The following is a 25,850-nucleotide window of genomic DNA, read 5'->3' on the forward strand; positions in this document are numbered from 1 at the left end:
GACCGGTCCTTAGTCTGACCCTGTCAAGAGCATTGCGGGGCAACGTGAATCAGATGCAGGGCCTGCTCATAGCGGGCCGCTACCGGCTCGCCGACTCCATCGGCAGCGGCGGCATGGGCCGGGTGTGGCGCGCCCACGACGAGGTGCTGCACCGGAAGGTCGCCGTCAAGGAGTTGACCGCCGCGCTCTACGTCTCCGACAGTGACCGGGCCGTGCTGCTCGCCCGGACCCGGGCCGAGGCCCGGGCCGCCGCGCGCATCAACCACTCCGCCGTCGTCACCGTGCACGACGTCCTGGAACACGACGGCCGTCCGTGGATCGTGATGGAGCTGGTCGAGGGCGCCTCGCTGGCCGACACGGTCAAGGAGCGGGGCCGCGTGGAGCCGGCGGAGACCGCGCGGATCGGGCTCTGGGTGCTGCGGGCGCTGCGCGCCGCACACTCCGCCGGGGTGCTGCACCGGGACGTCAAGCCCGGCAACGTCCTCCTCGGCGCGGACGGCCGGGTCCTGCTCACCGACTTCGGCATCGCCCAGATCGAGGGCGACACCACCATCACCCGCACCGGAGAGGTCGTCGGCTCGGTCGACTACCTGGCCCCGGAGCGGGTGCGCGGCCACGACCCCGGCCCGGCCTCCGACCTGTGGGCGCTCGGCGCCACGCTGTACACGGCGGTCGAGGGGCGCTCGCCGTTCCGGCGGACCTCGCCGCTGAGCACCATGCAGGCGGTCGTCGAGGAGGAGGCGGACGAGCCGCGCCACGCCGGTCCGCTCACCCCGGTCATCGCCGCGCTCCTGCGCAAGGACCCGGCCCGGCGGCCGGGCGCGGAGGAGGCCGAGCAGATGCTCGCCGAGGCGGCGGAGGGCCGCCGACCGCGCACGGCCCAGGCGTTCGTCCCGACCCAGGGATCGGGCCGCCCCGCGGCCACCGACCGCCACCGGGGTCCGGCCCCGGGCACACCCTGGTCCGGCCACGGCGGCGACACGGCGGGCGGAGGCTACGGCTCCGGGACGTCGGCCACTGGTTACGGCTCCGGGACGTCGGCCACCGGCTACGGCGCGGGCGCGTCGGGCGACGGCTACGGGCCGAACTCCTCCGGCCAGGGTTACGGGCCGAACTCCTCCGACCAGGACTACGGATCGAACTCCTCCGGCCAGGGCTACCGCTCCGGAGGCCCGGCGGGCCCTTACGGTTCCGGGTCCGCCACCTCCCCGTACGAACCCGGGTCCTCCGCGCCCGGACACGACCCGGGTTCCGTCGGCGCGTTCACGGTCCGCGGGCCGGTGCCCGCCCGGCCCCGCCGGCGGCTGCGCACCCTCGCGCTGGTCGTCGCCTTGGCCGCGGTGCTCGGCGGTGCCGGGGCGGTGGCGATCCAGCACTGGGGCGGGCGGACCTCCGGGGCCGGTGGTGAAGTGAGCCCGGCGCCCGCCGACAGCGAGACGGCCGGCGCCGACGGCACGATCCCCGCCGGCTGGAGGACGTACCACGACCCGCTGGGCTTCAGCCTCTCCCTGCCCAAGGGCTGGAAGCGCGAGGTGTACGGCATCCAGGGCGACCTCAAGCAGATCGACTACACGCCCGACAACGGCAATCACTTCGTCCGCATAGCCATCGACGGTTCACCGGACTTCGCCGACCCCCTCTCCCACCAGCAGGATCTGGAGCAGCAGCTCCAACGGCTGGTCGACTACCGGCGCGTCACGATGAAGGAGAACATCTACCGCGACCGCAAGGGCGCCCGGTGGGAGTACACCTGGACCGCGCTGAAGAAGGACCCGCCGTACGTCCCCGGACCGCGGCGCGCGGTCGAGGAGACGTACTTCTCGCGCCAGGGCACCGAGTACGTCCTCTACATGTCCTCGCCGGCCGAGGACTGGGCCACGACCAGGGAGCAGTTCACCTGGGTGCTGCGCGGCTGGCAGCAGCCGGACGAGGGCTGAGCCGGCGTCAGCGGTCGCCGAGTCGGCCGAAAATGGCAGGCTGACCGGTGTGTCTTGGCCGGTCGGTGTCCCGGGGGGCACGGGTCCCGTGCGGCATGATGGGCGCATGGGGACCGAGGGAGCCGGCTTCCGGCTGATCGCGGGCCGTTACCGCCTGGAGGAACGCATCGGGCGCGGCGGCATGGGCGTCGTGTGGCGGGCGAGCGACCAGGTGCTGGGCCGTCAGGTGGCGGTCAAGGAGCTCCTGCCCGACGACGCGCTCCCGGACGACGACGCGCGCCGTCGCCGTGACCGTACGCTCCGCGAGGCGCGCGCCGTCTGCCAGTTGCGGCACCCGCACATCATCGTCGTGCACGACGTGGTGGAGCAGGACGAACGGCCGTACCTGGTCATGGAGTTGATCGACGGCGGTTCGCTCGCCGACCGGATCGACCGGCACGGTCCGGTCGACGCCTTCGAGGCCGCGCGGATCGGCATCGCCCTGCTGAGCGCGGTGCGCACCGCGCACGAGGCGGGGGTGCTGCACCGGGACATCAAGCCCGCGAACGTGCTGATCGAGTCGGGTACCGACCGGGTCGTCCTCACCGACTTCGGCATCGCGCAGGTCGAGGGCGCCACCACGCTCACCGAGACCGGCTCGTTCGTCGGCTCGCCCGAGTACACCGCGCCGGAGCGGATGTCCGGGCTGCGCACCGGGCCGGAGTCCGATCTGTGGTCGCTGGGCGCGCTGCTGTGCACGGTGCTCAGCGGCGAGTCGCCGTTCCGGCGCGACTCGCTCGGCGGCATCCTGCACGCCGTCGTCTCCGACGACATCCGCCCGCCGGCCGAGGCCGAGCCGCTGCTGCCGGTCGTCCTGGGGCTGCTGGAGCGCGACCCGGACCGGCGGCTGGGCGCGGCGGACGCCGAGCGGATGCTGTGGACGTATCTGGAGACCGGCCGGACGCCGCCCGCGCCGGGCGACCCGGGCACGGCGGGAGCGCACGGCGGCGGGCTCATCCACCGGATCGGCGGGAGCCTCACGCCGAAGTCCCCGGCACCGTACACACCGACGCAGTGGGACCTGCCCCACGGCGGACCGCTGCCGGCCGGCCCGGTCCGGCCGCCGCTCGAACCGCCCCCGGCGCGTTCCTCCCCGCGCGGCCTGCTGGTCGCGGCCCTGCTCGTCGCCGCGCTGGCCGGGGCCGGCGTGTCGGCCGCGGCGCTGCTGCTGCACGGGAACGGGGACGGGGGCGGGGGCGGCGGCACGCCGGGCGGTACCGCGACGAGCCCGGCGACCAGGACCGGCACCGGTGGCACGGACGTGTCCCCGGCACCGACCGGGAGAGGCACGGGAGGTACGGCCGTCTCCCCGTCGCCGACCGGGACCGGGCCGGCACCGCCCCACACTCCCTCGCGCGCCCCCAACGCCGGTTCGCGCACCGCGCCCTCCGGTTACCGCACTGCCCGGGACCCGGCCGGCTTCTCCCTCGCCGTACCGGAGGGCTTCACCCGCAGCCCTGAGGGGCCACGCGTCTTCTACCTCTCGCCGGGCGGGACCTTCCGCCTGGGCATCCGGGTGGGCGGGCCCCAGCCGGGCGGCCCCGAGGCTGCGATGAACCGCTCCGCCGCCGACGGCCCCTCCACCAACCCCGGCTACCACGACGGCCGGGTCATCCGGACCACGCACCACGGACACCCGGCCGCGCTCTGGGAGTTCACCTGGGACGGCTTCAGCGCGGCGGAGGGCCCGCGCCACACCTACGACCTGTGCTGGGAGGAGAACGGCCGGCTGTACGACGTGTGGGTGTCGGCGCCGGTCGGTCAGGTGCGGGAGGCGCGGGAGTACTTCGACGTGGCGGTCGACACGTTCTCGGCCACGGGTGTGTGACGCGTGCTCGGTCACGGGTGTGACGTTCTCGGTCAGCGGGTGCCTGACTCGTGCTCGGTCACGGGTGTGTGACCGGTTCGCCCTCCCGGTGCCCCGCTGCCCGGCGCGAGGACGGCGACCGCCCACCTGGGGATCAGGAAGCCCTGAGCGCCCGGTACGCGCTCGGTGTGATCCCGAACTCCCGGCTGAAGGCGTGCGAGAGGGCGTACGGGCTGCCGTACCCCGTCTCCCGTGCCACCGTCGCGAGCGGCGCGTCCGTCTCGCGCAGCCGGGTCGCCGCGAGGGTCAGCCGCCACCAGGTGAGGTACGCCATCGGCGGCCGGCCGACCAGCGCGGTGAAGCGGCGCGCCAGCGTGGCCCGGGAGACGCCCGCCTGGGCGGCCAGCCGGCCGGCCGTCCAGGGGGCCGCCGGATCGGAGTGCACGGCGCGCAGCGCGGCCGTCGTCACGGGGTCGTTCAGCACCGCAGGCCACGCGCCCGTCTCCGCCTCGGCCATCCACGCCCGGACCAGGTAGACCAGGAGCAGGTCCAGCAGACTGGGCAGGGCGAGGCAGCCGCCGGGCCGGCGTTCCGCCAGCTCCCGCGCCAACAGGTCCACGGCCGCGCGCAGTTCCGGGTGGCCGCCCACCCGGTGGGGCAGATGCACCACCTGGGGCAGCTCCGCCATCAGCGGATGGGTACGGCTGCGGTCGAGACGGTACTTGCCGCACAGCAGCTCCACCTCGGGGCCGGGCCCGGCAGGCCGTACGTCCGTGTCCCGCAGCTCCCCGAAGGGCACCGCCCGCCGTACCTCCGCCGGCTCCGCCGCCGCGTGCGCCAGCACGTGCCCGGCGCCGTGCGGCAGCAGCACCACGTCCCCCGGACCCAGGGCGACCGGCGCGCCGCCCCCGTCCGGCAGGAGCAGGCAGGACCCGCTCAGTACGACGTGGAAGCCGGCGCCCTCGTACGGGGCCAGCCGGACGCACCAGGTGCCGGTCACCCGCAGCCGGTTGGAGGAGGGGCTGCCCACGCGGACCGCCGCGATCGCATCGCTGACGACATCCATGAGACGACAGCGTATGTGAACGCGCCGGTCACGCATGGAAACGCTCAGCGCGGGCTCTTACGGTTCTCGTCATGACCGGTGATCGCGTACAGGGTTTTGTGATCGGTGACGTCGAGGTGCTGCGGATCGTCGAGTGGCAGGGGCCGTACGTGCCCGCCGCCGACCTGGTGCCGGGGTGCGGGCCAAAGGTGTGGGAAGACCATGCGGCGCAGCTCGTCCCGGACTACCGGGAGGCGGGCGGGGACCGGGCGGTGGTGGCGCTCCAGACCTGGGTGCTGCGTACCGGCGGACGGACCGTCCTGGTCGACACCGGGGTCGGCAACGGCCGGGAACGCCCCGGCAATCCGCTCTTCCACCGGCGGCAGGGCGACTTCCTGGGCCGGCTGGAGCGGGCGGGCATCCGGCCGGGGGACGTCGACGTCGTGATCAACACGCATCTGCACGCCGACCACGTCGGCTGGAACACCCTGGACGCCGGCGGTGCGTGGGTGCCGTCCTTCCCGCGCGCCCGTTATCTCCTCCCGGCCGCCGACGACCACCACTTCGGCCCGGCGGGCGGCTACGCGGGCGGCGCGCGGCCCGTGGACCGGCTGGTCTACGAGGACAGCGTCGCGCCCGTGCACCGGGCCGGGCAGGCGGTGGTGTGGGAGGACACCTACCGCGTCGACGAGCACCTGGTGCTGGAGCCCGCCCCCGGGCACACGCCCGGCTCGGCCGTCCTGTGGGTCGAGTCGCGCGGCGAACGGGCGGTGTTCGTCGGCGACCTGCTGCACAGCCCGGTGCAGATCCTGCGGCCCGAGTGCAGCAGCTGCTTCTGCCTCGACCCGGGGCAGGCGGCGCGCACCCGGCAGCGGGTGCTGCAACGGGCGGCCGAGCAGCGGGCGTTGGTGGTGCCGGCGCACTTCGGCGGGGCCGGGGCGGTGGAGGTGCGCGAGGCCGCGCACGGTTTCAGCCTGCACCGGTGGGCCGTGTGACCGCCCGGCCCCGTTCCCCGGCCCCGCTTCCGACCTCCCGCTTCGACAACGGCGTGGTGCGCACGGTACTGATGTGACATGACCGAAGACGGCGAACACCCGCCCGACGCACGCCTGATCGGCGGCCGTTACCGGCTGGCCGGGCGCCTCGGCTCCGGGCCGTCCGGGACCGTGTGGCGCGCCCGGGACGAACAGGGGCAGGCGCTGGTCGCCGTCAAGGAGCCCCTGCTGCCCGGCGATCCGGCCGCCGACGAGGACAGCCGGCGCATCGCGCACCGGCTCCACCACGAGGCCCGCGCCGCCACCCGGGTGCGGCACCCCTCGGCCGTCACGGTGTACGACGTCGTCACCGAGGACGGCATCCCGTGGATCGTCATGGAGTTGGTGGCCGGCGAGTCCCTGCGCGAGGTGCTGCGCCGGGGCCCGCTCCCCGCCGAAGAGGCCGTGCGCATCGGGCTCGCCGTACTCGGCGCGCTGCGCGCCGCCCACGCCGTCGGGATCGTGCACCGGGACCTGAAACCGGCCAACGTGCTGCTGGAATCCGGGACCGGGCGGGTCGTCCTCACCGACTTCGGCATCGGCGACGGGCATGCGGAGGACGCGCCCGCCGGCTTCGTCGCGCCCGAGCGGGCGGCGGGGCCCGGCGCCGGCCCGGCCTCCGACCTGTGGTCCCTGGGCGCCCTGCTGCGCGCCACCCTGGGTGACACGGACCCCGGCGCGCTGGGCCCGCTGCTGGACCGGCTGCACGCCGAGGAGCCGGCGGCGCGGCCGGACGCGGCGGAGGTCGAGGCCGCACTCCGCGACTGCCTGGGGCTCACCGCCGTACCGGGAACGGCGCGGGAACCCGGCCCGTCGGCCGCCGACCAGGCTCCCGAGTCCGCACCGGCCCCTGGCGCCGCACCGGCCTCCTTGGCCGCACCGGCCCCCATGGCCGCACCGGCCCCCCGGCCCGCACCAGCTCCGGAGGCCGCACCGGCCCCCGACCCCGCACCGGCCCCCGAGCCCCCGCCCCGCCGTACCCCCCTCACCGCCCTCGGTCTCCTTCTCGCGAGAAGGACAGAGGCCGACTGATCGTGCGGTGCTCCGGCCCAACGCCCTGATCAGCGCATTCACTGCCAGTGATCACTGGCAGTGTGTGAGCACTCGGTGAATCCGCGTTACCGACGGGTACACAAAGCCTCCGCCGCGGCATACCCTGCGCGTCATGACGGACACGCAGGCCCCGGACATCGCCGGTACCAACCCGCTCGCGCCCGCGCCCGAAGGCGCCCGCACCGCCGCCGACGTGGTCACCCCGGAGTTGGTGGCCCAGCTCACCAAGGGCGTCGTCGGCTCAGGCCGCACCGCCAACCACACCCCGTTCACCGGCGAGAAACTGGCCGACCTGCCCGAGTCCACCCCGCAGGACGTCGCCGAGGCCTTCGACGCGGCCCGCGCCGCCCAGGCCGTGTGGGCGAAGGTCCCGGTCCGGCAGCGGGCCGCCGTCCTGCTCCGCTTCCACGACCTGGTGCTGGAGCGGCAGGCCGAGGTCCTCGACCTGATCCAGCTGGAGACCGGCAAGGCCCGCCTGCACGCGCACGAGGAGGTGCAGGCCGTCGCCGTCGCGGCCCGCCACTACGGCCGCCGGGCCGCCGCGTACCTGAAGCCCAAGCGGCACGCGGGCGCCATGCCGACGCTGACCAAGGTCACCGAACTGCGCCACCCGCGCGGGGTGGTGGGCCAGATCGCCCCCTGGAACTACCCGCTGGAGCTGTCCGTCGGCGACGCCCTGCCCGCCTTCGCCGCCGGCAACGCCGTCGTGATGAAGCCGGACACGGAGACCTGCCTCACCGCGCTGTGGGCCCGTGACCTGCTGATCGAGGCCGGGCTGCCGGAGGGCGTCTTCCAGGTGGTCCTCGGCGAGGGCCCGGTCGTCGGCCCGGAGCTGGTCAGGCACGCCGACTACGTCTCCTTCACCGGCTCCACCCGCACCGGCCGCGAGGTCGCGGTCGGCGCGGCCTCCCGCTTGGTCGGCGTCTCCCTCGAACTCGGCGGCAAGAACGCCATGCTGGTGCTGGAGGACGCCGACATCGAGAAGGCCGCCGCCGGGGCCGTCCGCGCCTGCTTCTCCTCCGCCGGCCAGCTGTGCATCTCCATCGAGCGGCTCTACGTCCACGAGTCGGTCGCCGACGCCTTCCTGGAGCGGTTCGCCGCCCGCACCAAGGCCATGCGGCTCGGCAACTCCCTCGCCTACGGCGCCGACATGGGCTCGCTGGTCGGCGAACGCCAGCTGAAGACCGTGCGGCGGCATGTCGAGGAGGCCGTCGCCAAGGGCGCGAAGGTGATCGCCGGCGGGGTGGCCCGCCCCGACATCGGCCCCTACTTCTTCGAGCCCACCATCCTCGACGGCGTCGAGACCTCCATGGCCGTGTGCGAGGAGGAGACCTTCGGCCCGGTCGTCTCGGTCTACCGGTTCAAGAGCGACGACGAGGCGGTCGAACGCGCCAACGCCACGCCCTACGGCCTGAACGCCTCCGTGTGGACGACCGACGCCCGCCGCGGCCGGGACGTCGCCGCCCGCCTGCGCACCGGCACGGTCAACGTCAACGAGGGCTACGCCCCCGCCTACGGCAGTGTCCAGTCCCCGATGGGCGGCATGAAGGACTCCGGCCTGGGCCGCCGCCACGGCTCCGAGGGCATCCTCAAGTACACGGAGGCCCAGACCGTCGCCCAGCAGCGGCTGCTGCCGATGGCGCCCTCGCTGGGGATGGACGACGAGTCCTACGCCCGCTTCATGAGCACGAGCCTGAAGCTGATGAAGGCATTCCGGTTCCGCTGACCCACCCAGGCGCGCGGGGAACCGCGCGACCAGCCACGGACGACCCCGCAGCCGCAACTCAACGAGGAGTACACGTGCCGCAAGACGCCTACGACTACGACGTCCTGATCGTCGGCTCCGGCTTCGGCGGCTCGGTGTCCGCACTCCGGCTCACCGAGAAGGGGTACAAGGTCGGGGTGCTGGAAGCCGGACGCCGCTTCACCCGCGCCACGTTGCCCAGGAACTCCTGGGACCTGAAGAACTACCTCTGGGCCCCGAAGCTCGGCATGTTCGGCATCCAGCGCATCCACCTGCTGGGCAATGTGATGGTGCTGGCCGGCGCGGGCGTCGGCGGCGGCTCCCTCAACTACGCCAACACCCTCTACGTGCCGCCGAAGCCCTTCTTCGAGGACCCGCAGTGGCGGCACATCACCGACTGGCAGGAGGAGCTGAAGCCGTACTACGACCAGGCCCGGCGCATGCTCGGCGTGCGGCTCAACCCGACCATGACCCCCTCCGACGTCCACCTCAAGGCGGCGGCCGAGCGGATGGGCGTCGGCGACACCTTCCACCTCGCCCCGGTGGGCGTGTTCTTCGGCGACGGCAAGGACGCCGACGGCAGGGCGAAGGCCCGGCCCGGTGAGCAGGTGAACGACCCGTACTTCGGCGGGGCCGGCCCCGACCGGAAGGCCTGCACCGAGTGCGGCGAGTGCATGACCGGCTGCCGGCACGGCGCGAAGAACACCCTCAACGAGAACTACCTGTACCTCGCCGAGAAGGCCGGCGCGGTCGTGCACCCCATGACGACGGTCGTGTCCGTCACGGACGACTCGCGCGGCGGCTACGCGGTGGCGACCCTGCCGACGGACCGGAAGAAGAAGGGCGAGGGCCGGCTCTTCACCGCCCGCAGGGTGGTCCTCGCGGCCGGCACCTACGGCACCCAGACCCTGCTGCACCGCATGAAGGCCGGCGGCCAGCTGCCGTACCTGTCCGCCCGGCTCGGCGACCTGACCCGCACCAACTCGGAGGCCCTGGTCGGCGCGCAGACCGACAACCGCCGCTACCGCAGGGCCACCGGCGCGCCACGGGCCGACTTCACGCAGGGCGTCGCCATCACGTCCTCGATCCACCCCGACGAGAACACCCACATCGAACCGGTGCGGTACGGCAAGGGCTCCAACTCGATGGGCGGCCTGTCCATCCTCCAGGTGCCGTACGCCGAGGGCTCCTCGCGCGTCCTCGCCTGGCTGGCGAACGCGGCCCGGCACCCGCTGCTGGTCGCCCGTTCCCTGTCCAACCGGCGCTGGTCGGAGCGGACCATCATCGGCCTGGTCATGCAGTCCCTGGACAACTCGCTGACCACGTACCTGAAGCCCGGCGGCGTGGGCAAGGGCCTGCTCACCGCGCGGCAGGGGCACGGCGCGCCGAACCCGAAGCAGATCAGGGCCGCGACCGAGGCCGCCTCCGCGCTCGCCGCCGAGATCAACGGCTTCGCCGGCAGCAACGTGGGCGAGCTGATGGGCACCCCGCTCACCGCGCACTTCCTCGGCGGCTGCCCCATCGGCGACTCCCCGGAGACGGGCGTGATCGACCCGTACCACCGGCTCTACGGCCACCCCGGCATCTCGGTCGTCGACGGCGCCGCGGTCTCGGCGAACCTGGGGGTGAACCCCTCGCTGACGATCACCGCGCAGGCCGAGCGGGCGATGTCGTTCTGGCCGAACAAGGGCGAGGAGGACCCACGGCCGGCGCCCGGAGCGGCGTACGAGCGGCTGAAGCCGGTGGAACCGCAGTCCCCGGCGGTCCCCGCGGACGCGTTCGGCGCGCTGCGGCTGCCGTTCCTGGGGATGCCGGCGGTACCACCGAAGAAGTGACCGGACCGGCAGCCGCCGGACCTGCCGCAACGGCACACCGGATCGGCCCGGACGACACAGAGGGACCTGCATCCCCCTCCGAAGGCAGGTCCCTCTCACCGTTTTCTTGATCCGGCAGGTTTGATCAGCGGAAAGCGTGAAGGGTTGCTCGGGAGACCCCGGGTTTGCGTGTGAGCTCGGTCACGTCCCGGGGTGCGGGCATGACGAAGGGCCCCGCGGGACGGAGAGGCCGCGGGGCCCTTCTTCCAGTCAGCACCGGCGTCAGGGCGGCGCCGGTGCCAGGGAGCGGCGCCGGGGGGTTGCGCCGCTGGTTCCTGTGCCCTGTGGACTTCTGCAGTTGTCGGGGTTCCGCCGGCCGGCCCCGGGCGTCCCCGGAGCCGGCCGTTCTCTTGGGTGACCGGGCTGCTGTCCCCTGCCGTCCGGTCACTTCCTGGAGCGAGGTCCCACGGCGTACGGCACGACCCGTACGCCTCATCGCTCCAGCGAGCCACGCGTGGTTCTTTCGGGCCCGCCCCTGGCTGGCACGGACAACCCCCTCAACGAAGCGGTGCGCGGGCCGGTCACGCGCCGTACGGGTGAGAGCGGGACCGAACTCAGATACGACCCCGGCTCAGCTCCAGCAGGGTCATGGCGAGGGCGGTGCCCGGCTTGCCGAGCGCGTCCCGGTAGCGGCCGAGGATCTCCATCTCGCGGGACAGGTGCACACGCCGTCCGCCGGAGGCGATACGGGTCTGCTGGACGACGGCGGAGACGGCCATCCGCTCCTGGACGAGCCCGATGATCCGGTCGTCGAGCGCGTCGATGCGGTCACGGGCGTCGGCGATGATCGCCTCCGGCGTTGCGGCCTGTGCGGTGTCCGGTGCGGTGGTGGTCATGTCGGGCTCCTCGCTGGGATGAGTGCCCCCGAACGACACGGCCCGGAGAAACGACAGGCGCCCCGGGCCTTGTCGGCCCGGGGCGCCTGGGAAGTCGCTTGGCGTCAGCTCAAGCAGCACGACCATGGCAGCCGGCGGGCCGGGTGCCATAGGTAAAGACGAAGGTCGAGTGCTTGCGCATGCGGTCAGTATGCCACGGTGGCTTCCCTCGGAGGTCCCCCGGCCACCCCGTTAGAATCGGAAGCACAGACCCCCGCCCGACCACCAGAAGGCACCCCGTGTCATCAGCGACCCAGTCTGCCGCCACCCCCGACACCGTCCTGGTCGTCGACTTCGGCGCGCAGTACGCCCAGCTCATCGCCCGACGCGTCCGCGAGGCGCGGGTCTACAGCGAGATCGTGCCGAGCACCATGCCGGTCGCCGAGATGCTCGCCAAGAACCCCGCGGCGATCATCCTCTCCGGCGGCCCGTCGTCCGTGTACGAGGAGGGCGCCCCCACCCTCGACCGCGAGATCTTCGAGGCCGGCGTCCCCGTCTTCGGCATGTGCTACGGCTTCCAGCTCATGGCGCAGGCCCTCGGCGGCACGGTCGACAACACCGGCGCCCGCGAGTACGGCCGTACGGACCTGCACGTCTCCAAGAACTCCTCCACCCTCTTCGAGGGCACCCCGGCCGAGCAGCACGTGTGGATGTCGCACGGCGACGCCTGCTCCGCCGCCCCCGAGGGCTTCGCGGTCACCGCCTCCACGGACGTCGTCCCGGTCGCCGCGTTCGAGAACGACGAGAAGAAGCTCTACGGCGTCCAGTACCACCCCGAGGTCATGCACTCCACGCACGGCCAGCAGGTGCTGGAGCACTTCCTGTACCGCGGTGCCGGCCTGGAGCCGAACTGGACCACCGGCAACGTGATCGAGGAGCAGGTCGAGGCCATCCGCGAGCTGGTCGGTGACAAGCGCGCGATCTGCGGCCTGTCCGGCGGTGTGGACTCCGCCGTCGCCGCCGCACTCGTCCAGAAGGCCATCGGCTCCCAGCTGACCTGCGTGTACGTCGACCACGGCCTGATGCGCAAGGGCGAGACCGAGCAGGTCGAGAAGGACTTCGTCGCGGCCACCGGCGTCCAGCTGAAGGTCGTCGACGCCGAGGAGCGCTTCCTCAAGGCGCTGGCCGGGGTCAGCGACCCGGAGGAGAAGCGGAAGATCATCGGCCGCGAGTTCATCCGCGTCTTCGAGCAGGCCCAGGCCGAGATCATCGCCGACGAGGGCCCGGCCGTGGAGTTCCTGGTCCAGGGCACCCTCTACCCGGACGTGGTGGAGTCCGGCGGCGGCACCGGCACCGCGAACATCAAGTCGCACCACAACGTCGGCGGCCTGCCCGAGGACCTTGAGTTCAAGCTGATCGAGCCGCTGCGCAAGCTGTTCAAGGACGAGGTCCGCATGGTCGGCCAGGAGCTGGGCCTGCCGGAGGAGATCGTCCAGCGCCAGCCCTTCCCGGGCCCGGGCCTCGGCATCCGCATCGTCGGCGAGGTCACCAAGGAGCGGCTGGACCTGCTGCGCGAGGCCGACGCCATCGCCCGCGAGGAGCTGACCGCGGCCGGCCTGGACCGTGACATCTGGCAGTGCCCGGTGGTCCTGCTCGCCGACGTCCGCAGCGTGGGCGTCCAGGGCGACGGCCGCACCTACGGCCACCCGATCGTCCTGCGCCCGGTCTCCTCCGAGGACGCGATGACGGCCGACTGGTCGCGGCTGCCGTACGACGTGCTGGCGAAGATCTCCACCCGCATCACCAACGAGGTCCGTGACGTCAACCGGGTCGTCCTCGACGTGACGAGCAAGCCGCCGGGCACGATCGAGTGGGAGTAGTCCTCCCTAGGTCCGCCTGAGAGCGCGCACCGGCTCTCCGGGCTTCCAGACCTGGGTGACCAGATACGTGTCGTCCTCGACGTAGGTCCGTACGACCTCCGTCAGCTCGGTGCGGAAGAGGTGGAACGGCTGCGGCGGTTCCACCTCTTCCACGTACGCGGCCCTGGCCGCGCCGTCCTCGACCTCGTACGCCCGCCCGCCGATCCGGACGTCTCCGCCGCCCATGTCCGTTCCCGCGCCCGGGTTGGCCTGGAGGGCGAACCGGGGGTCGCGGCGCAGGTCGAGGGCTTTCAACGAGCCCGACATCATGCCGAGCCAGAGCTCCCCGCCCAGGAAGCGGACCTCGATCCCGGAGGTGCGGGGCGAGCCGTCCTTGCGGAGGGTCGCGAGGACATGGTGCCGGTGGGCGCCGAAGCGCTCCTCGCCGGTCTTCGCCAGATCGGGTACGGCGGTGCTGAAGGCTGCCCAGTTCATACGCGCCAGTCTCACCGGCAATCCCGACATCTCCTGTCCGGTATGCGCGGCATCTTCACAGCACGGCTCTGCCCTCTTGCGCCCGCCGGCGGTACCTTCCGGCCCGTACCGCCCATCCCCGTACGGGAGGATCCATGCAAGGGCCCACGCCGCCCCTGCCGCTGCCCACCGACCGGCTGCGGTTCGCCATGCCGCCGATGCACGACTCGGCCGAGGACGAACGCCGGCACCGCAAGGAGCGGCTCGCCGGCGCCCTGCGGATCTTCGGGCGGGCGGGTTTCGAGGACGGGGTGTCGGGACACATCACGGCCCGGGACCCGGAGTTCACCGACTGCTTCTGGGTCAATCCCTTCGGGATGCCGTTCAAGCACGTCACCGTCGGCGATCTCGTCCTCGTCAACCAGGACGGGCAGGTCGTCGAGGGCCGCTACCACGTCAACCAGGCCGCGTTCACCGTGCACGTCCAGGTGCACGCCGCCCGCCCCGACGTCGTCGCCGTCGCCCACTGCCACTCCGTGCACGGCCGCGCCCTCGCCGCCCTCGGAGACCTCATCGACCCCATCACCCAGGAGAGCTGCGCCTTCTACGAGGACCTCGCCCTGTACGACGCCTACACCGGCGTCACCGTGGACGCCGAGGAGGGCCGCCGGATCGCCACCGCGCTCGGCTCCCGCAAGGCCCTGGTGCTGCGCAACCACGGGCTGCTCACCGTCGGCGACTCGGTGGACGCGGCGGCCTGGTGGTTCCTGTCCCTGGACCGGTCCTGCCAGGTGCAGCTGCTGGCCAGGGCGGCGGGCCGACCGGTGCTCATCGACCACAAGCTCGCCGTCGCCACCCGTGAACAGCTCGGCGGCGACCTCGTGGCCTGGATCAACTACCAGCCCCTGTGGCAGGACATCAGCCGCAGCGAACCGGACCTGCTCGGCTGACGTGCCAGTCCTGCTCGGCCGGTGTGCCGGTCCTGCTCGGCCGGTGTGCCGGTCCTGCTCGGCCGACGTGCCGGTCCTGCTCGGCCGGTGTGCCGGTCCTCCTCAGCCGGCGTGCCGGAGGGGTGTGGTCCGCGGCTGATCCGCCGCCGGGTCAACACGGCGGTACCGGCTTCACCCCCGGTGACCCGGCCCCGGCGCGCCGGAGGGCCCGGCGTAGGGCACAATTCGCTGTCATCACAGGGGAGTTGCCCGGCCGTCGTACCCGATCACGGGTGCCGGCGGCCGGATCGGCAGGTCGCGGGGAAGGCGGGCGTCGGGCGTGGCGGTGCAGGAGGCTAGGGGGCACACGGATGCCGACGGCGTCCACGAGGGCGGCTGCACCTGCGGGGACTGTCCGCACGGCGCCCGCGAGGGACACCGGCGGGCCGTCGCCGCGTTCCTGCGCCGGCGCGACGAGTTCGCCGCCGGCCGGGGACTGCCGGCGGCCGTGGCCCACTCGGCCTCCGCGTCCCGCCAGTGGGTCTCCGAGGAACTGACCGAGCGGGCCGAGGCCGTCGCCGAACAGAGCCGGGCCGAGGGCGTGGCCCGGCTCGCCAGGCTGTGGCTGCGGACGGTCTACGCGGTGTGGGGAGCGGTCACCGCGCTGCTGCTGGCCGAGGCGCTCACCGCGATCGGCGCGGGCTGGACCGGCGCCCGCACCGCGGCCCTGCTCGCCGCGCTCGTCGTCGCCGCCACGCTCACCACCGCCTGCTTCTTCCACCGGGCGCGCGGCGGGGCGCTCGCACCGGTGATCGGCGAGGACAACCGGTTCTCCACCTCCCGTACGGTCGCCGCCTGCTGGGTCCTGTTCGTCGCGTACGCCGTCCTGCTGCTCGCCGCCCGTCTGGCCGCCGCCTCCGGCCACGCCGGACGCGACGCGCTGCTCTCCGGCCTCGATCTGGCCCGCGGCGCGGGCGTGGTGACCGTCCTCGCCGTGGTGTGCGGCGTCGCCGTCCTGGTGCGCCGGGTGGTGGGCCTGCGCATCCTCGCCCAGCGGCTGCAGAAGGTGCCCGCCCACCGTCCGCGCGCCGCCGATCTGCTCACCGACGACTCAGGCCGGGGCGCCTTCACCGACATCCAGTACGTCGCCATCAGCGCCGTCGCCCTGCTGTTCGCCGCCGTACGGCTGGCCAGCCGCCCCGACCAACTGCCCGATCTGCCCTGGGGCCTGGGTGTGATCGTGCTGATCTCGGCCGCGACCTACCTGGCCGGCAAGTACGCCGAGGGGGGCCGTCCGGTGATCCTCTCGGTGGTCCGCGCCCGCGAACCCGGCGACCTCGACGGCCCGATCCGCACCGGCGACGACATCGAGATCCGCGGCAGCGGCTTCGTTCCGCCCGGCGCCCAGAGCGCCGACCGGCTCTCGCGGATGGTCGTGCGCATCGGCGCGGTCGACGTCCACGTCCCCCTGGTCCCGGTCACGGGCGGCTTCCGCAACCCCACCGACAGCGTGCTGACCGTGCCCGTGCCGGCCGAGGTGGAGCCCGGCGCGGTGGAGGTGCAGGTGGTGACCGCGGCCGGGGTGGCGACCAACCGGTGCGTCGTCCAGGTGACGGAGTGAACGGGTGGGGGAGTGAACCGGTGGGGGAGTGAACCGGTGGGGGAGTGAACGCCCCGTCCGGAGACGTTTTTCGTACTTTCGCCCGGCTCCTGCCGTGATCCTCGCTACAGTTGCCGCCAACCGTGGCCGGCGACGCGGACGACATGGGGGAGACGGGGATGCCGGAACTGAGTGCGCGCTGCGCAGACGCGGCACACATCGGCAACAGCCCGCGGATCTGCGCCGGGCCGAGTCGATCCTGCGCCAGATCGCGGACGGCTCCCCGGGCACCGGCCTGCGACGCCTGGCGGAGGAGATCGGGCTCACCGGACTGACCGACGGACCGCCCGACCGCCGCCTGGGTCTCGCCCTGAACCGCATCGCCCGCAAGGCCACGTGAGATCGGTGGAGACCCGCACGAAGCCCGGCCCGCCGCTCACGTCGACGCCCGAAATCCGGAAAATGGTCCAGGAAAGGATTGAACGGGCTCCCTTCGTCATACGTATGGTCACGTGAGGGGTGCTTCGGCGGGCGAGAGGCGGCTGGCAGCGATGACTCACGGGATGCGGACAGACATGCACACCACCCGGTTGGACGGCCACCGCACCTGGCGGGAGAGCGCCGGCCACTACGCCCTGCTGCCACTGCGCGTCTTCCTGGGCATCACCTTCGTCTACGCCGGTCTGGACAAGCTCACCGACAGCGCGTTCCTGAAGTCCGGCGGCACCGGCTCCATCGGCGACACCATGCGCGCGGCCCGCGACTCCGCCGCCATCCCGGCCCTGGTCGACCTGGCCTTGAAGAGCCCGGTCGGCTTCGGCTACGCCATGGCCCTCGGTGAACTGGCCGTCGGCATCGGCATCCTGCTCGGCCTGTTCGGCCGGCTGGCCGCACTCGGCGGCGCGCTGATCTCCCTCAGCCTCTGGCTGACGGTGAGCTGGGCGACCACCCCCTACTACTACGGCAACGACCTCGCCTACCTGATGGCCTGGCTCCCCCTGGTCCTCGCCGGCACCCCCTACCTCTCCGTCGACGCCGTCTGGCGGGCCCGGCGGCGCCTGACCGGCGGCTACCGCTGACCGCCCTCGGCGCCGCCCCGTCTGCGTATCCCCCGGGTCAGCGCCGCCGCGGCGCCGGCCAGGCAGAGCCCGCCCACGACCAGCGGGACGACCGCGAACCACGGTGTCTCCCACAGACCGCCCGCGTCCCCCGCGAAGGCCACCCCGGTGGCCGTCAGGAAGAGCCCGGCGACCAGCTTCCCGGGCTGGAACTCATGACGCAGCACGGCTGACCTCCACCTGTCCCACCCCGACGCCGAGCGTCAGATCCAGCGTGCCGCCCTTCCCGGCACCCTCGGCAGGCGCCAGCGTCACCTCCTCGTGTCTGCCGGGCCGCACGTCCACGTCCTTTCCGCTGTCCCCGGGCAGCCGGATGTCGCCCACCCCCACATCGATGCTCAACCGCACCGCCGCGTCCGCCGGCACGATCACCTTCAGCTGTCCCGCGCCCACCCGGGCGTCCGTCGCGACCGTCTGCCCCTTGGCCGGGCGCACCCCGCTCAGGTCCAAGGTGCCCCGCCCGGTGCCGAGGTCGTACCCGGACCGCACCTGGGCCGCCGCGACCGGCTTCCAGGACGTCTCCCGCCAGTCGGTGGTGATGTCCCGGGGCAGCGCCGCCGCCCCCGCGAGCAGCCCCGCCGTGACCAGCGCCAGGAACACCGTGCCGGCCCCGGTGCGGCCCAGGAACGCGCTGAGCGTGATGCCGAGCCCGAACACCGCGAGCGCGCACGCCAGTCCGGTCTGCAGGCTGGTGCCCAGCGGGTGCGTGTCCCAGCCGAGCCCCGTGCCCAGGCCGCCCGCCAGCAGGGCGAGCAGGAACACCCAGCCGCCGATCCAGCGTGGGCCGCGCGGTCTCGGGGACGCGGCGGGCGGCGTCCGTATCGCCCCGGGATGCGTCCAGGGGTTGGGTACGCCGACGTCCACGACCGAGGTCAGGTCCCGCTCGCGGGCGTCGCCGGGCCCCCACAGATAGCCGGTGCCCCCGACATGGGTGCCGTCCTTGACGATCGGGTCCCGCCACCAGGAGGGGTAGGTGGTGACGACCGGCGGCGCCTGGGCCTCCGGCGGGGCGTCGGCCGCGGCCTGCGCGGCCAGGGGGTCGGGATCGGGGGCGCCTCGGCGCCGCGACCAGTACCCCGCGCCGGCGAGCAGCAGCGAGAGCACCGTGGCGAACGCCAGCACCCCGCCGTTCCTCAGCATCGTCAGGAAGATCCCGCAGCCGACCAGGGCGAACAGCACGGCGGCCAGCGCCTGGCCGTCCACCCGGCCGGTGAAGAGCTTGCGCAGCTCGTTCTCCTCCTCGTCCTCGTACGGCACCAGGAGCCAGGCGAAGCCGTAGAAGATGAGGCCCAGACCGCCGGTCGCGGAGAGCACGGCCAGCGTGATCCGGAAGATGACGGGGTCCATGTCGGTCTGCCGGCCGAGTCCCGCGCACACGCCCGCGATCATCTTGTGCCGGCGGTCGCGCCGGAACCGGTCGGGCACCTCGGTGCCCTCCTTCCGCTCCGGCTCGTGCGTGGAAGGGTGGGGGCCGGGGCCGGCCGCTCCCGTCTCGTCCGTCGCGGCGGGCGCGGCATCCGTCGGCCCGGTGCCCGGGGCCGGGCGCGGGCCGGGGCCGGGTCCCGGACCCGTCGCGGCGTGCTCGTGATCCGTCATGCGTCCATGGTGACGGCCCGGCCGCCGTGACGGCAGTCGGGACGACCCTGGGCCAACCCTGAAATCGGCCCTGAGACGGGGCGGGGAAGCGTTCGAGCGGCGCCGACCGCCGCGCAACGCCCGCCGGACCGGCCACCCGGACCGGCCCCGACGGAAGATCAGGGGCGTCTCGGGGGCCGACCCTGATGCTCCGTCCCGCCGCTCGTGTGACCATCGTTGGCATGCCGGAAGCCGCAAGCCTGCCACTCGACGACCCGCGGCCGCCGCGCAAGCTCTACCGCAGCAGCGACGGACGCTGGCTCGGCGGAGTGGCGCGGGGCCTCGCCGGGCATCTCGGGCTGCCCGTCGTGTGGGTGCGGCTCGTCTTCGTCGGCCTGTTCATGGCCGACGGACTCGGAGCGCTGCTGTACGCCGCGTTCTGGTTCTTCGTGCCGCTCGGCATCGGCGGCGTCGGCGACCAGAAGCCGTCGCTGGTGGGCACGGAGACCTCGCCGGACGGCCGCCGCAGACTGGTGGCCCGCAAGCCGGACCGCGGACAGATCGTCGCGCTGCTCCTCATGGTCGTCGTGTCCGTGGTCTTCGTGGGCAGCGTGAACCTGGGCAGCGCCACCAAGGCCTATCTGGTGCCCGCCGTGCTCGTCGCCGCCGGTGTCGCCCTGGTCTGGCGGCAGGCGGACAACGCCCGCCGGGCCCGCTGGGCCGAGGCCGGCCGCCGGCGCCGCACCCTCACCCTGCTCCGCGCGGCCGGCGGCGTCCTGCTCGTCACGGCCGGTGTCTCCGCCATCTTCGTCCTGCAGGGCTCGACCGCCCACCTCGGCGCCGTCCTACAGGCCGCGCTCGCCGTCCTCGTGGGTATCACCCTGCTCGCCGGCCCCTACCTGGTCCGCATGACCCAGGACCTGTCCGAGGAACGCCTGATGCGCATCCGCGCCCAGGAACGCGCCGAGGTCGCCGCCCATGTCCACGACTCCGTGCTGCACACCCTCACCCTGATCCAGCGCAACGCCGACAACGCGGGCGAGGTGCGCCGCCTCGCCCGCGCCCAGGAGCGCGACCTGCGCACCTGGCTGTACAAGCCGGAGGGCACCGGCAAGGACGAAGCCGACGAGCCGGACACGGTCGCCGAGGCGGTGCGCCGCAACGCCGCCGAGGTGGAGGACAAGCACGGCGTGCCCATCGAGGTCGTGATAGTCGGCGACTGCCCGCTCGACGAGAGGACCGGCGCCCAGATGCAGGCCGCGCGCGAGGCGATGGTGAACGCCGCCAAGTACGGTGGCGAGGGCGGCGCCGTACAGGTCTACGCCGAAGTCGAGGGAAGAACGGTCTTCGTGTCCGTGCGGGACCGCGGCCCCGGTTTCGACCTCGACGCGATACCCGCCGACCGGATGGGTGTCAGAGAATCGATCATCGGCCGCATGGAGCGCAACGGCGGCACGGCCCGGCTGCGGGCGGTGCCGGGCGGCGGTACCGAGGTCGAGCTGGAGATGGAGAGGGCGGAGAAGACGTCATGAGCGACGCGACCGAGGCGAACGGCACGGCGGGAGCGGCGGAGCCGGCCGAGGCCGGCCGGACCGGCGGCGGCGCGGGCGGGCGGCACGTACGGGTGGTGCTGGTGGACGACCACCGCATGTTCCGTACCGGCGTCCAGGCCGAGATCGGCCAGACCGCCGAGACCGGGGTCGAGGTGGTCGGCGAGGCCGCGGACGTCGACCAGGCCGTCGCGGTCATCACCGCCACCCGGCCCGAGGTGGTCCTGCTCGACGTCCACCTGCCGGGCGGCGGCGGGGTCGAAGTGCTGCGCAGGTGCGCGGCGTTGATGGGGGACGCCGAGCAGCCGGTCCGCTTCCTCGCGCTCTCCGTGTCGGACGCGGCGGAGGACGTGATCGGGGTGATCCGCGGCGGCGCCCGCGGCTATGTCACCAAGACCATCACCGGCACCGACCTGGTCGACTCGATCTTCCGCGTCCAGGAGGGCGACGCCGTCTTCTCACCGCGGCTGGCCGGCTTCGTCCTGGACGCCTTCGCCTCCACCGACGCCCCGCCGGTGGACGAGGACCTGGACCGCCTCACCCAGCGGGAACGCGAGGTGTTGCGCCTGATCGCCCGGGGCTACGCCTACAAGGAGATCGCCAAGCAGCTCTTCATCTCGGTGAAGACGGTCGAGTCCCATGTCTCGGCGGTCCTGCGCAAGCTCCAGCTGTCCAACCGGCACGAACTGACCCGCTGGGCGACCGCACGCCGGCTGGTCTGACCCCCTGCGGCCCCCCTGGGCCGCCGCCCCGGAGCCGACCCTCACTCGACCCTTGTCGCCCCCGCGAACGGCATCTGGTCGATCGGGGCGAGACGGACCGGCGCCGACGGGTTGGGGGCGTGGATCATCCGGCCGTTGCCCACGTAGATGCCGACGTGACTGATCCCGGAGTAGAAGAACACCAGGTCCCCCGGCTGGAGTTCGGAGCGGGAGACCCGCCGTCCCGCGCCGATCTGGGCGTAGGTGGTGCGGGGCAGGGAGATGCCGGCGGAGCGGTAGGCGGCCTGGACCAGACCCGAGCAGTCGAAGGCGTTCGGGCCGGTGGCGCCCCACACATAGGGGCTGCCGAGCTTGCTGTAGGCGTAGGCGACGGCCGCCGCCGCGCGGGCGGTCGGGGCGGCGGTGGACCCGGGCCGCTCCAGCGGCTGCCGCGCGTCGGCGGCCGACCGCGAGACACGGGCGCCCGTGCCGCCGGCCCCGGTGACCTCGGTCCGCTGCGGCGGAGTCAGCCGGGCCAGCAGCCGCCGGGCCTCGTCCAGCTTGTCGGTCACGGTCCTCTTCTGCCGTCGCAACTCCGCCTGCCGTGACCGCAGGGACCTCACCTCGACGCGCGCGGCGCCGCGCAACCGCTCGATCTCCCGCAGCTGTTGACGCACCCTGGAGACCGCGGCGGCCTGCCTGTCACCGGCCCGCTCCGCGAACGCGGCGCCGTCCAGATACCGGTCGGGGTCGCTGGAGAGAGCCAGTTGCCAGGCCGGGTCGATGCCACCGTCCCGGTACTGCGCCGCGGCGATCGAACCCAGCTTCTCCCGGGCCGAGTTGAGCCTCGTCTGCTTGCGGGCGGTCTCATCCTGGAGCGCGCTCAGCCGTCGCTGGCCGGCGTCCGCCTCCTCCTTCGCCCCGTTGTACTTCTCGGTGGCGGCCTCGGCCTCCCGGTACAACGTCTCCACCTTGGCCTTCACCTGCGCCGGTGTCAGCTGTGGTTCGGCGTGCCCCGTCCCGTCGAAGGCGGTCGCGGTGGCCGCTCCCGCCAGGGCGAGAGTGGCCGCCGTCCGGGCCGTAGGGCCGCTGAGCGGGCGTTGCGGGCGCTTGCGGTGCGCTGCCACCTGGACCGTCACGTCCTTCCGTACGACTCGCACGACCGAGCGGTCGGTACGCCCCGCGGCGGCCCGCACAGGGGAGCGGGCCGCCGCCGGGCCTTTCTCGGCGGTGGTGACCGACGGCCGCCCCTGGTGCGGGCGGCGGTGGGGAGCCGGTCACCTGGGGGAGGACGCTAGGCCGGACGGTGACAAGTAGGTAACGCGCTGTACGGAACTGGTTCGGACGGACCGGGAGGTGACCGTATGTGACCGGGTGGACAGGCTGGAGTCGTCGTCTTTACGGAGCGTGCTGATCGAAGAGCGGAAATGGGGACTGGCGGGGGTGGTGAGGTGCTATGGGGCGCATATATGCGAGATCACGTCGGCCGGTCTGTCGGATTGCCGGGTTCGTGGGTGGGCGTGGTGACGGAGGGTCGCTGGGGCGTGACGGAGGGTCGTTGGGCCTCGGGAGGTGAGCGGAGGGGCTGGTGACCGATGGGGTGGCGGGCCTGGTTGGGGGCTGGGGATGGACCGGTGGCCTGGTGGGGGGCGGAGCGTTCGGTGGAGGGGTGGGTCGGAGGGCCCGGTGGAAGGTGGGGCAGAGGGGGCTGGTTAGGCTCCGGCTCCATGGACGTACTCATCCATCTCTTCGTCGGCCTGCACATCATCGGCATCGCCGCGCTGCTCGGCGGTTTTCTCACCCAGATGAAGGCGATGGGCCAGGGCACGGCCCGGTTCGTGCCCGGAATGCTGCACGGCGCGCTGACCATGCTGGTCACCGGCGTGGCCCTCGTCGGCCTCAACCAGGCCGACGATCACCACGTCAACAACATCAAGATCGGCGTGAAGCTCGCCCTGCTGATCGTGATCCTCGGCCTGGTCTACGTGAAGCGCGACGAGGAGCGGATCGACAAGGGCCTCTTCGGGCTGGTCGGCCTGCTGACCACGGCCAACATCTTCATCGCCGTCCTGTGGACCTGATCGCCGTCCTCAGGATCTGAGCCTCGGCGCGGCTCCGGGGTCAGCCCGGCCGCACCACGCTGTGCACGGCCGCCCCGATGCCGGAGACCGGTTCCTCGCGGACGTACGCGCCCGGCCTGGGCGCGTGGATCATCATGCCGTCGCCAGTGCAGAGTCCGACGTGGCCGGCGTCGTCGTGGAAGAAGACCAGGTCGCCGGGGCCGGCTTCAGCCGGTGCGACCGGGGTGCCGACGTCGGCCTGCTCGCGCGCGGTGCGCGGGAGGGTCACACCGGCGGACTTCCAGGCGGCCTGGGTGAGCCCCGCGCAGTCGTAGGAGCCGGGGCCTGCGGCGCCCCACACACAAGGCTTCCCGACCTGGGCCCGGGCGAAGGCGATGGCCTTCCTGGCCTTGGTCGCGTAGGTGCCGGATGGTGTGCCGGCGGGCGGTGTGGCGGCGGCCGGGGCCGGGGTGCCGGCGGGCGTGGCCGCGGAAGCCGTGCCCATGGAAGCCGTGCCTGTGGAAGCCGTGCCTGTGGAAGTCGTGGCCGTAGAAGCCGTTGCCATGGAGGGCGTTGCGACGGAGGGCGCGGCAGTGGTCTGTGCCGTCCGCTGGGACAGCAGCACGCGCGCGTGGGCGAGCTTTTTCTGCACGGTCGCCTTGGCCGCCTTCGGACCGCTCGCGGCCACCTCCGCCTGACGGTCCGCGGGCGGAGCGGGGATGGTGCCCGGCGCGGGCAGGGCGGAGGCCGTGCCCAGGGCGGACGGGGCGGCGACCGTGCCCGGAGCGGGCGCGGCTACACCGGTGTCCCGAAGGGGTGCGGGAATGGCCGTATCCCCTGCGGGGCGGGCCATGGCGGTGTCTCCGGCGGGCGACATCATGGCCGCGCCCCGGGAGCCGATCGTGCCGCGCCGGCCAGGGATCGTGCCGCGTTGGGCCGGGCTCGTGCCGCGTTGGGCCGGGATCGCGGCCCGCTGTCCGGCCAGGCCCCGGTGCTGAGCGCGGCGGGCGACCTCGTCCCGGAGCCGCTGGAGGCTGTCAGCGGGTCGTCGTGAGACCGCGGCCGACTCGATCCGCTCGCCTCCCTCGGCCCCCTTGGACCACCCGGCCCGCGCAGCCCGACCGACGCCTCCCCGTCCGGCCCATCCGGCACCTCGTCCGGCCTGCCCGGTTTCCTGGTCGACGCTGCCGGTTCCCCGGTCGGTCCATCCGGTTCCCCGGTCGGTCCATCCGGTTCCCCGGTCGGCAGTCCCGGTACCGCGATCCGTCCACCCGGCCCCTTGTCCGGCCTGTCCCGCCCCTCCGGCCCACCCGGTACCTCGTCCGGCCTGCCCGGCCTCCGGGCCGCCGCTTCCGACCGCCCGTTCGGCTCGCCCAGCTGCCCCTTCGGCTTGCCACCCCCCGCGGTCGGCCCGCCTGGCCCTCCGGTCGGCGCCCCCGGCCCCCCGGTTGGATCCTTCAGCCCCCCGGTCGACCAGCGCAGCGTCCCGGTCGGCACCGCCGTCGACCAGCGCAGCGCCCCGATCGCCTCGCCCGGCCCCCCGGCCGCCCCGGCCTCCATCCCTTCCCGCCGGCGACGTCTCCGCCGCTGATTCGGCTCGGCGGTAGAAGTCGTCGATCTTGCGGTCGATCTCCTCCTGGCTCGGTCGGCCGGGGGCGGGCGCGGGGGTGGCCTCGGCCGTCTGGGAGAGCACGGCCACGGAGGTGAGGGCGGCGGTGGCGAGAGCGGGGGTGCGGGCGCCCGCTCCCTGGGTTCCGCCGGGGCGCGGCTTGCGGTGCGACGCCAAGGGAGGCGACTCCTTCCGTACTGCCGCCTACCGGGGTCAGCGGTGGGGGTACCCAGGCCGTCCCTCGTAGGGAGGGTTCGGGCGGGCGCTCGGAAGGGTTGCCCTACGGCGTCGTCCCGGGCGGGAGTCGGCCGATTCACCCCAGGATCGGTGGGTCCCCGGCTCCGGGCACCGTGCGGGGCGCGCCGGATTCGGCGGAGGCCGCGCGGCCCGGCGACGTTCGCCGGAGGGGGGTCGTACGGCCTGACGGAAACCTAGCCAACTCGTGTGTCTTCTGTGAAGGTTGGTGTGCGGTTTGTCCGATACATTTCCGTGACCTTTTCCCGGAAGGCGCAGAGGTTCACGTCCGTGTGACCAGGTGCTTCCGATGCGTGAGCAGGGCGTCCGTCTGCCCGGCGCGAAGATCAACTCACGTCCGGGACCGTCATGTTCCGGGGACCGGGACCGGTTGTCGGTGGGGCGCCCTAGACTCGTAGAGCGATGAGCAGCCTCTTTGACGACAGCTTCCTGGCGGACCTCCGGAGCCCTCGCGGGCACGAGGAGGAACCTCCGCCGCCGCCCGAGGACGATCACGCTCCGGAGCCGCTTCCGGACGATCTGTTCGGCGGGAAGTTCGACATGCCACCGGACCGGGACGCCTACTACCGCGACGGCGCCCCGCGCCCCGCCCTGGACGCGGCGGCGCTGCTGGAGGGGCTGAACGAGAACCAGCGCGCCGCGGTCGTGCACGCGGGCTCCCCGCTGCTCATCGTCGCCGGTGCCGGCTCCGGCAAGACCCGCGTGCTGACCCACCGCATCGCCCACCTGCTCGCCGAGCGGAACGTCCACCCGGGCCAGATCCTCGCGATCA

Annotated in this window: 22 protein-coding genes and 1 pseudogene; 15 read left to right on the top strand and 8 right to left on the bottom strand. The window is 73.4% G+C overall.

Translation table 11 applies throughout. The features are described 5' to 3' along the window. Positions 1–53 precede the first annotated feature (53 nt). Both C3492_RS18580 and C3492_RS18585 read left to right on the top strand, forming a co-directional pair. A complete protein-coding gene (locus tag C3492_RS18580) occupies positions 54–1,937 on the top strand; it encodes a serine/threonine-protein kinase (protein ID WP_103812836.1) in 1,884 nt (627 codons plus the stop codon). Between the two features lie 106 nt (positions 1,938–2,043). Beyond that, complete coding sequence (locus C3492_RS18585) at positions 2,044–3,804, top strand: serine/threonine-protein kinase (protein ID WP_103812837.1); 1,761 nt, start codon at positions 2,044–2,046, stop codon at positions 3,802–3,804. A 133-nt stretch (positions 3,805–3,937) separates the two neighbouring features. Here the strand turns inward: C3492_RS18585 and C3492_RS18590 are convergent, their stop codons facing one another. Continuing rightward, entirely contained in the window at positions 3,938–4,849 is a 912-nt protein-coding gene (locus tag C3492_RS18590) for an AraC family transcriptional regulator (RefSeq protein ID WP_103812838.1), read from the bottom strand. A gap of 71 nt (positions 4,850–4,920) precedes the next feature. On the opposite strand from C3492_RS18590, the gene C3492_RS18595 reads away from it, so the two are divergent. The 4 genes from C3492_RS18595 to C3492_RS18610 all read left to right on the top strand — a co-directional run bounded on the left by C3492_RS18595 (position 4,921) and on the right by C3492_RS18610 (position 10,494). Beyond that, positions 4,921–5,823, top strand: coding sequence for an MBL fold metallo-hydrolase (locus tag C3492_RS18595; RefSeq protein WP_103812839.1), 903 nt, complete (start codon positions 4,921–4,923; stop codon positions 5,821–5,823). A gap of 78 nt (positions 5,824–5,901) precedes the next feature. Further along, complete coding sequence (locus C3492_RS18600) at positions 5,902–6,894, top strand: serine/threonine-protein kinase (RefSeq protein ID WP_103812840.1); 993 nt, start codon at positions 5,902–5,904, stop codon at positions 6,892–6,894. A gap of 133 nt (positions 6,895–7,027) precedes the next feature. Next, positions 7,028–8,641, top strand: a complete 1,614-nt coding sequence (locus C3492_RS18605; RefSeq protein ID WP_103812841.1) for a succinic semialdehyde dehydrogenase — start codon at positions 7,028–7,030, stop codon at positions 8,639–8,641. A 74-nt stretch (positions 8,642–8,715) separates the two neighbouring features. Continuing rightward, on the top strand, positions 8,716–10,494 hold the full coding sequence (locus C3492_RS18610; RefSeq protein ID WP_103812842.1) for a GMC oxidoreductase: 1,779 nt from the start codon (positions 8,716–8,718) through the stop codon (positions 10,492–10,494). A gap of 593 nt (positions 10,495–11,087) precedes the next feature. On the opposite strand, the gene C3492_RS18615 is transcribed toward C3492_RS18610, so the two are convergent. Continuing rightward, the gene (locus C3492_RS18615; protein WP_103812843.1) at positions 11,088–11,369 is read right to left on the bottom strand and encodes a chorismate mutase; all 282 of its coding nucleotides are present in this window, start codon (positions 11,367–11,369) and stop codon (positions 11,088–11,090) included. Positions 11,370–11,647: 278 nt separating this feature from the next. Here C3492_RS18615 and guaA point away from each other — a divergent pair, with 278 nt between their 5' ends. Further along, positions 11,648–13,228, top strand: coding sequence for a glutamine-hydrolyzing GMP synthase (gene guaA / locus C3492_RS18620; RefSeq protein WP_103812844.1), 1,581 nt, complete (start codon positions 11,648–11,650; stop codon positions 13,226–13,228). A 6-nt stretch (positions 13,229–13,234) separates the two neighbouring features. Here guaA and C3492_RS18625 read toward each other — a convergent pair whose 3' ends face one another. Then, the gene (locus C3492_RS18625) at positions 13,235–13,702 is read right to left on the bottom strand and encodes a pyridoxamine 5'-phosphate oxidase family protein (protein ID WP_103812845.1); all 468 of its coding nucleotides are present in this window, start codon (positions 13,700–13,702) and stop codon (positions 13,235–13,237) included. 134 nt (positions 13,703–13,836) lie between these two features. Between C3492_RS18625 and C3492_RS18630 the strand changes: the two genes are divergently transcribed. From C3492_RS18630 to C3492_RS18650, 4 genes are all read left to right on the top strand, one after another. Next, on the top strand, positions 13,837–14,631 hold the full coding sequence (locus tag C3492_RS18630) for a class II aldolase/adducin family protein (protein ID WP_103812846.1): 795 nt from the start codon (positions 13,837–13,839) through the stop codon (positions 14,629–14,631). Positions 14,632–14,950: 319 nt separating this feature from the next. Beyond that, a complete protein-coding gene (locus C3492_RS18640) occupies positions 14,951–16,231 on the top strand; it encodes a hypothetical protein (protein ID WP_103812847.1) in 1,281 nt (426 codons plus the stop codon). 94 nt (positions 16,232–16,325) lie between these two features. Beyond that, a complete protein-coding gene (locus C3492_RS18645) occupies positions 16,326–16,610 on the top strand; it encodes a hypothetical protein (RefSeq protein WP_103812848.1) in 285 nt (94 codons plus the stop codon). Positions 16,611–16,761: 151 nt separating this feature from the next. Beyond that, complete coding sequence (locus C3492_RS18650) at positions 16,762–17,289, top strand: DoxX family protein (RefSeq protein ID WP_181140433.1); 528 nt, start codon at positions 16,762–16,764, stop codon at positions 17,287–17,289. Here C3492_RS18650 and C3492_RS18655 read toward each other — a convergent pair. Beyond that, positions 17,280–17,495 carry a hypothetical protein gene (locus C3492_RS18655; RefSeq protein WP_103812850.1) on the bottom strand — a complete coding sequence of 72 codons (216 nt, stop codon included), beginning with the start codon at positions 17,493–17,495 and terminating at the stop codon, positions 17,280–17,282. The genes C3492_RS18650 and C3492_RS18655 overlap by 10 nt on opposite strands. Further along, positions 17,482–18,924 carry a PspC domain-containing protein gene (locus C3492_RS18660; RefSeq protein ID WP_181140434.1) on the bottom strand — a complete coding sequence of 481 codons (1,443 nt, stop codon included), beginning with the start codon at positions 18,922–18,924 and terminating at the stop codon, positions 17,482–17,484. The genes C3492_RS18655 and C3492_RS18660 overlap by 14 nt, the downstream gene beginning before the upstream one ends. 221 nt (positions 18,925–19,145) lie before the next feature. Here C3492_RS18660 and C3492_RS18665 point away from each other — a divergent pair, with 221 nt between their 5' ends. Then, positions 19,146–20,435 carry an ATP-binding protein gene (locus C3492_RS18665; RefSeq protein ID WP_103812851.1) on the top strand — a complete coding sequence of 430 codons (1,290 nt, stop codon included), beginning with the start codon at positions 19,146–19,148 and terminating at the stop codon, positions 20,433–20,435. After that, positions 20,432–21,175 (top strand): response regulator transcription factor, encoded by a 744-nt coding sequence (locus tag C3492_RS18670; RefSeq protein ID WP_103812852.1) that lies wholly within the window; start codon positions 20,432–20,434, stop codon positions 21,173–21,175. The genes C3492_RS18665 and C3492_RS18670 overlap by 4 nt, the downstream gene beginning before the upstream one ends. A gap of 41 nt (positions 21,176–21,216) precedes the next feature. Here the strand turns inward: C3492_RS18670 and C3492_RS18675 are convergent, their stop codons facing one another. Beyond that, positions 21,217–22,281 carry a C40 family peptidase gene (locus C3492_RS18675; protein WP_181140439.1) on the bottom strand — a complete coding sequence of 355 codons (1,065 nt, stop codon included), beginning with the start codon at positions 22,279–22,281 and terminating at the stop codon, positions 21,217–21,219. A gap of 600 nt (positions 22,282–22,881) precedes the next feature. Here C3492_RS18675 and C3492_RS18680 point away from each other — a divergent pair. Continuing rightward, positions 22,882–23,235 carry a hypothetical protein gene (locus C3492_RS18680; protein ID WP_014674457.1) on the top strand — a complete coding sequence of 118 codons (354 nt, stop codon included), beginning with the start codon at positions 22,882–22,884 and terminating at the stop codon, positions 23,233–23,235. Between the two features lie 40 nt (positions 23,236–23,275). Here the strand turns inward: C3492_RS18680 and C3492_RS18685 are convergent, their stop codons facing one another. Further along, positions 23,276–24,067 carry a C40 family peptidase gene (locus tag C3492_RS18685; protein ID WP_258055762.1) on the bottom strand — a complete coding sequence of 264 codons (792 nt, stop codon included), beginning with the start codon at positions 24,065–24,067 and terminating at the stop codon, positions 23,276–23,278. A 705-nt stretch (positions 24,068–24,772) separates the two neighbouring features. After that, a pseudogene (locus C3492_RS45850) lies at positions 24,773–25,000 on the bottom strand (glycoside hydrolase); the annotation flags it as partial. 480 nt (positions 25,001–25,480) lie between these two features. Here C3492_RS45850 and C3492_RS18695 point away from each other — a divergent pair. Next, the coding region (locus C3492_RS18695) for a UvrD-helicase domain-containing protein (RefSeq protein WP_181140435.1) at positions 25,481–25,850 on the top strand (370 nt) is incomplete at its 3' end.

It is taken from the genome of Streptomyces sp. Ru62 (assembly GCF_002920615.1).
In the GTDB taxonomy this organism is placed as follows: Bacteria; Actinomycetota; Actinomycetes; order Streptomycetales; family Streptomycetaceae; genus Streptomyces.

Bases quoted from the DNA above. Each gene is read 5' to 3' on its own strand.
- C3492_RS18665 (WP_103812851.1), top strand. From the start codon at position 19,146: ATGCCGGAAGCCGCAAGCCTGCCACTCGACGACCCGCGGCCGCCGCGC.
- C3492_RS18680 (WP_014674457.1), top strand. From the start codon at position 22,882: ATGGACGTACTCATCCATCTCTTCGTCGGCCTGCACATCATCGGCATC.
- C3492_RS18650 (WP_181140433.1), top strand. From the start codon at position 16,762: ATGACTCACGGGATGCGGACAGACATGCACACCACCCGGTTGGACGGC.
- C3492_RS18580 (WP_103812836.1), top strand. From the start codon at position 54: ATGCAGGGCCTGCTCATAGCGGGCCGCTACCGGCTCGCCGACTCCATC.
- C3492_RS18670 (WP_103812852.1), top strand. From the start codon at position 20,432: ATGAGCGACGCGACCGAGGCGAACGGCACGGCGGGAGCGGCGGAGCCG.
- C3492_RS18630 (WP_103812846.1), top strand. From the start codon at position 13,837: ATGCAAGGGCCCACGCCGCCCCTGCCGCTGCCCACCGACCGGCTGCGG.
- C3492_RS18605 (WP_103812841.1), top strand. From the start codon at position 7,028: ATGACGGACACGCAGGCCCCGGACATCGCCGGTACCAACCCGCTCGCG.
- C3492_RS18590 (WP_103812838.1), bottom strand. From the start codon at position 4,849: ATGGATGTCGTCAGCGATGCGATCGCGGCGGTCCGCGTGGGCAGCCCC.
- C3492_RS18625 (WP_103812845.1), bottom strand. From the start codon at position 13,702: ATGAACTGGGCAGCCTTCAGCACCGCCGTACCCGATCTGGCGAAGACC.
- C3492_RS18615 (WP_103812843.1), bottom strand. From the start codon at position 11,369: ATGACCACCACCGCACCGGACACCGCACAGGCCGCAACGCCGGAGGCG.
- C3492_RS18595 (WP_103812839.1), top strand. From the start codon at position 4,921: ATGACCGGTGATCGCGTACAGGGTTTTGTGATCGGTGACGTCGAGGTG.
- C3492_RS18685 (WP_258055762.1), bottom strand. From the start codon at position 24,067: ATGGCCCGCCCCGCAGGGGATACGGCCATTCCCGCACCCCTTCGGGAC.
- C3492_RS18600 (WP_103812840.1), top strand. From the start codon at position 5,902: ATGACCGAAGACGGCGAACACCCGCCCGACGCACGCCTGATCGGCGGC.
- C3492_RS18585 (WP_103812837.1), top strand. From the start codon at position 2,044: ATGGGGACCGAGGGAGCCGGCTTCCGGCTGATCGCGGGCCGTTACCGC.
- C3492_RS18660 (WP_181140434.1), bottom strand. From the start codon at position 18,924: ATGACGGATCACGAGCACGCCGCGACGGGTCCGGGACCCGGCCCCGGC.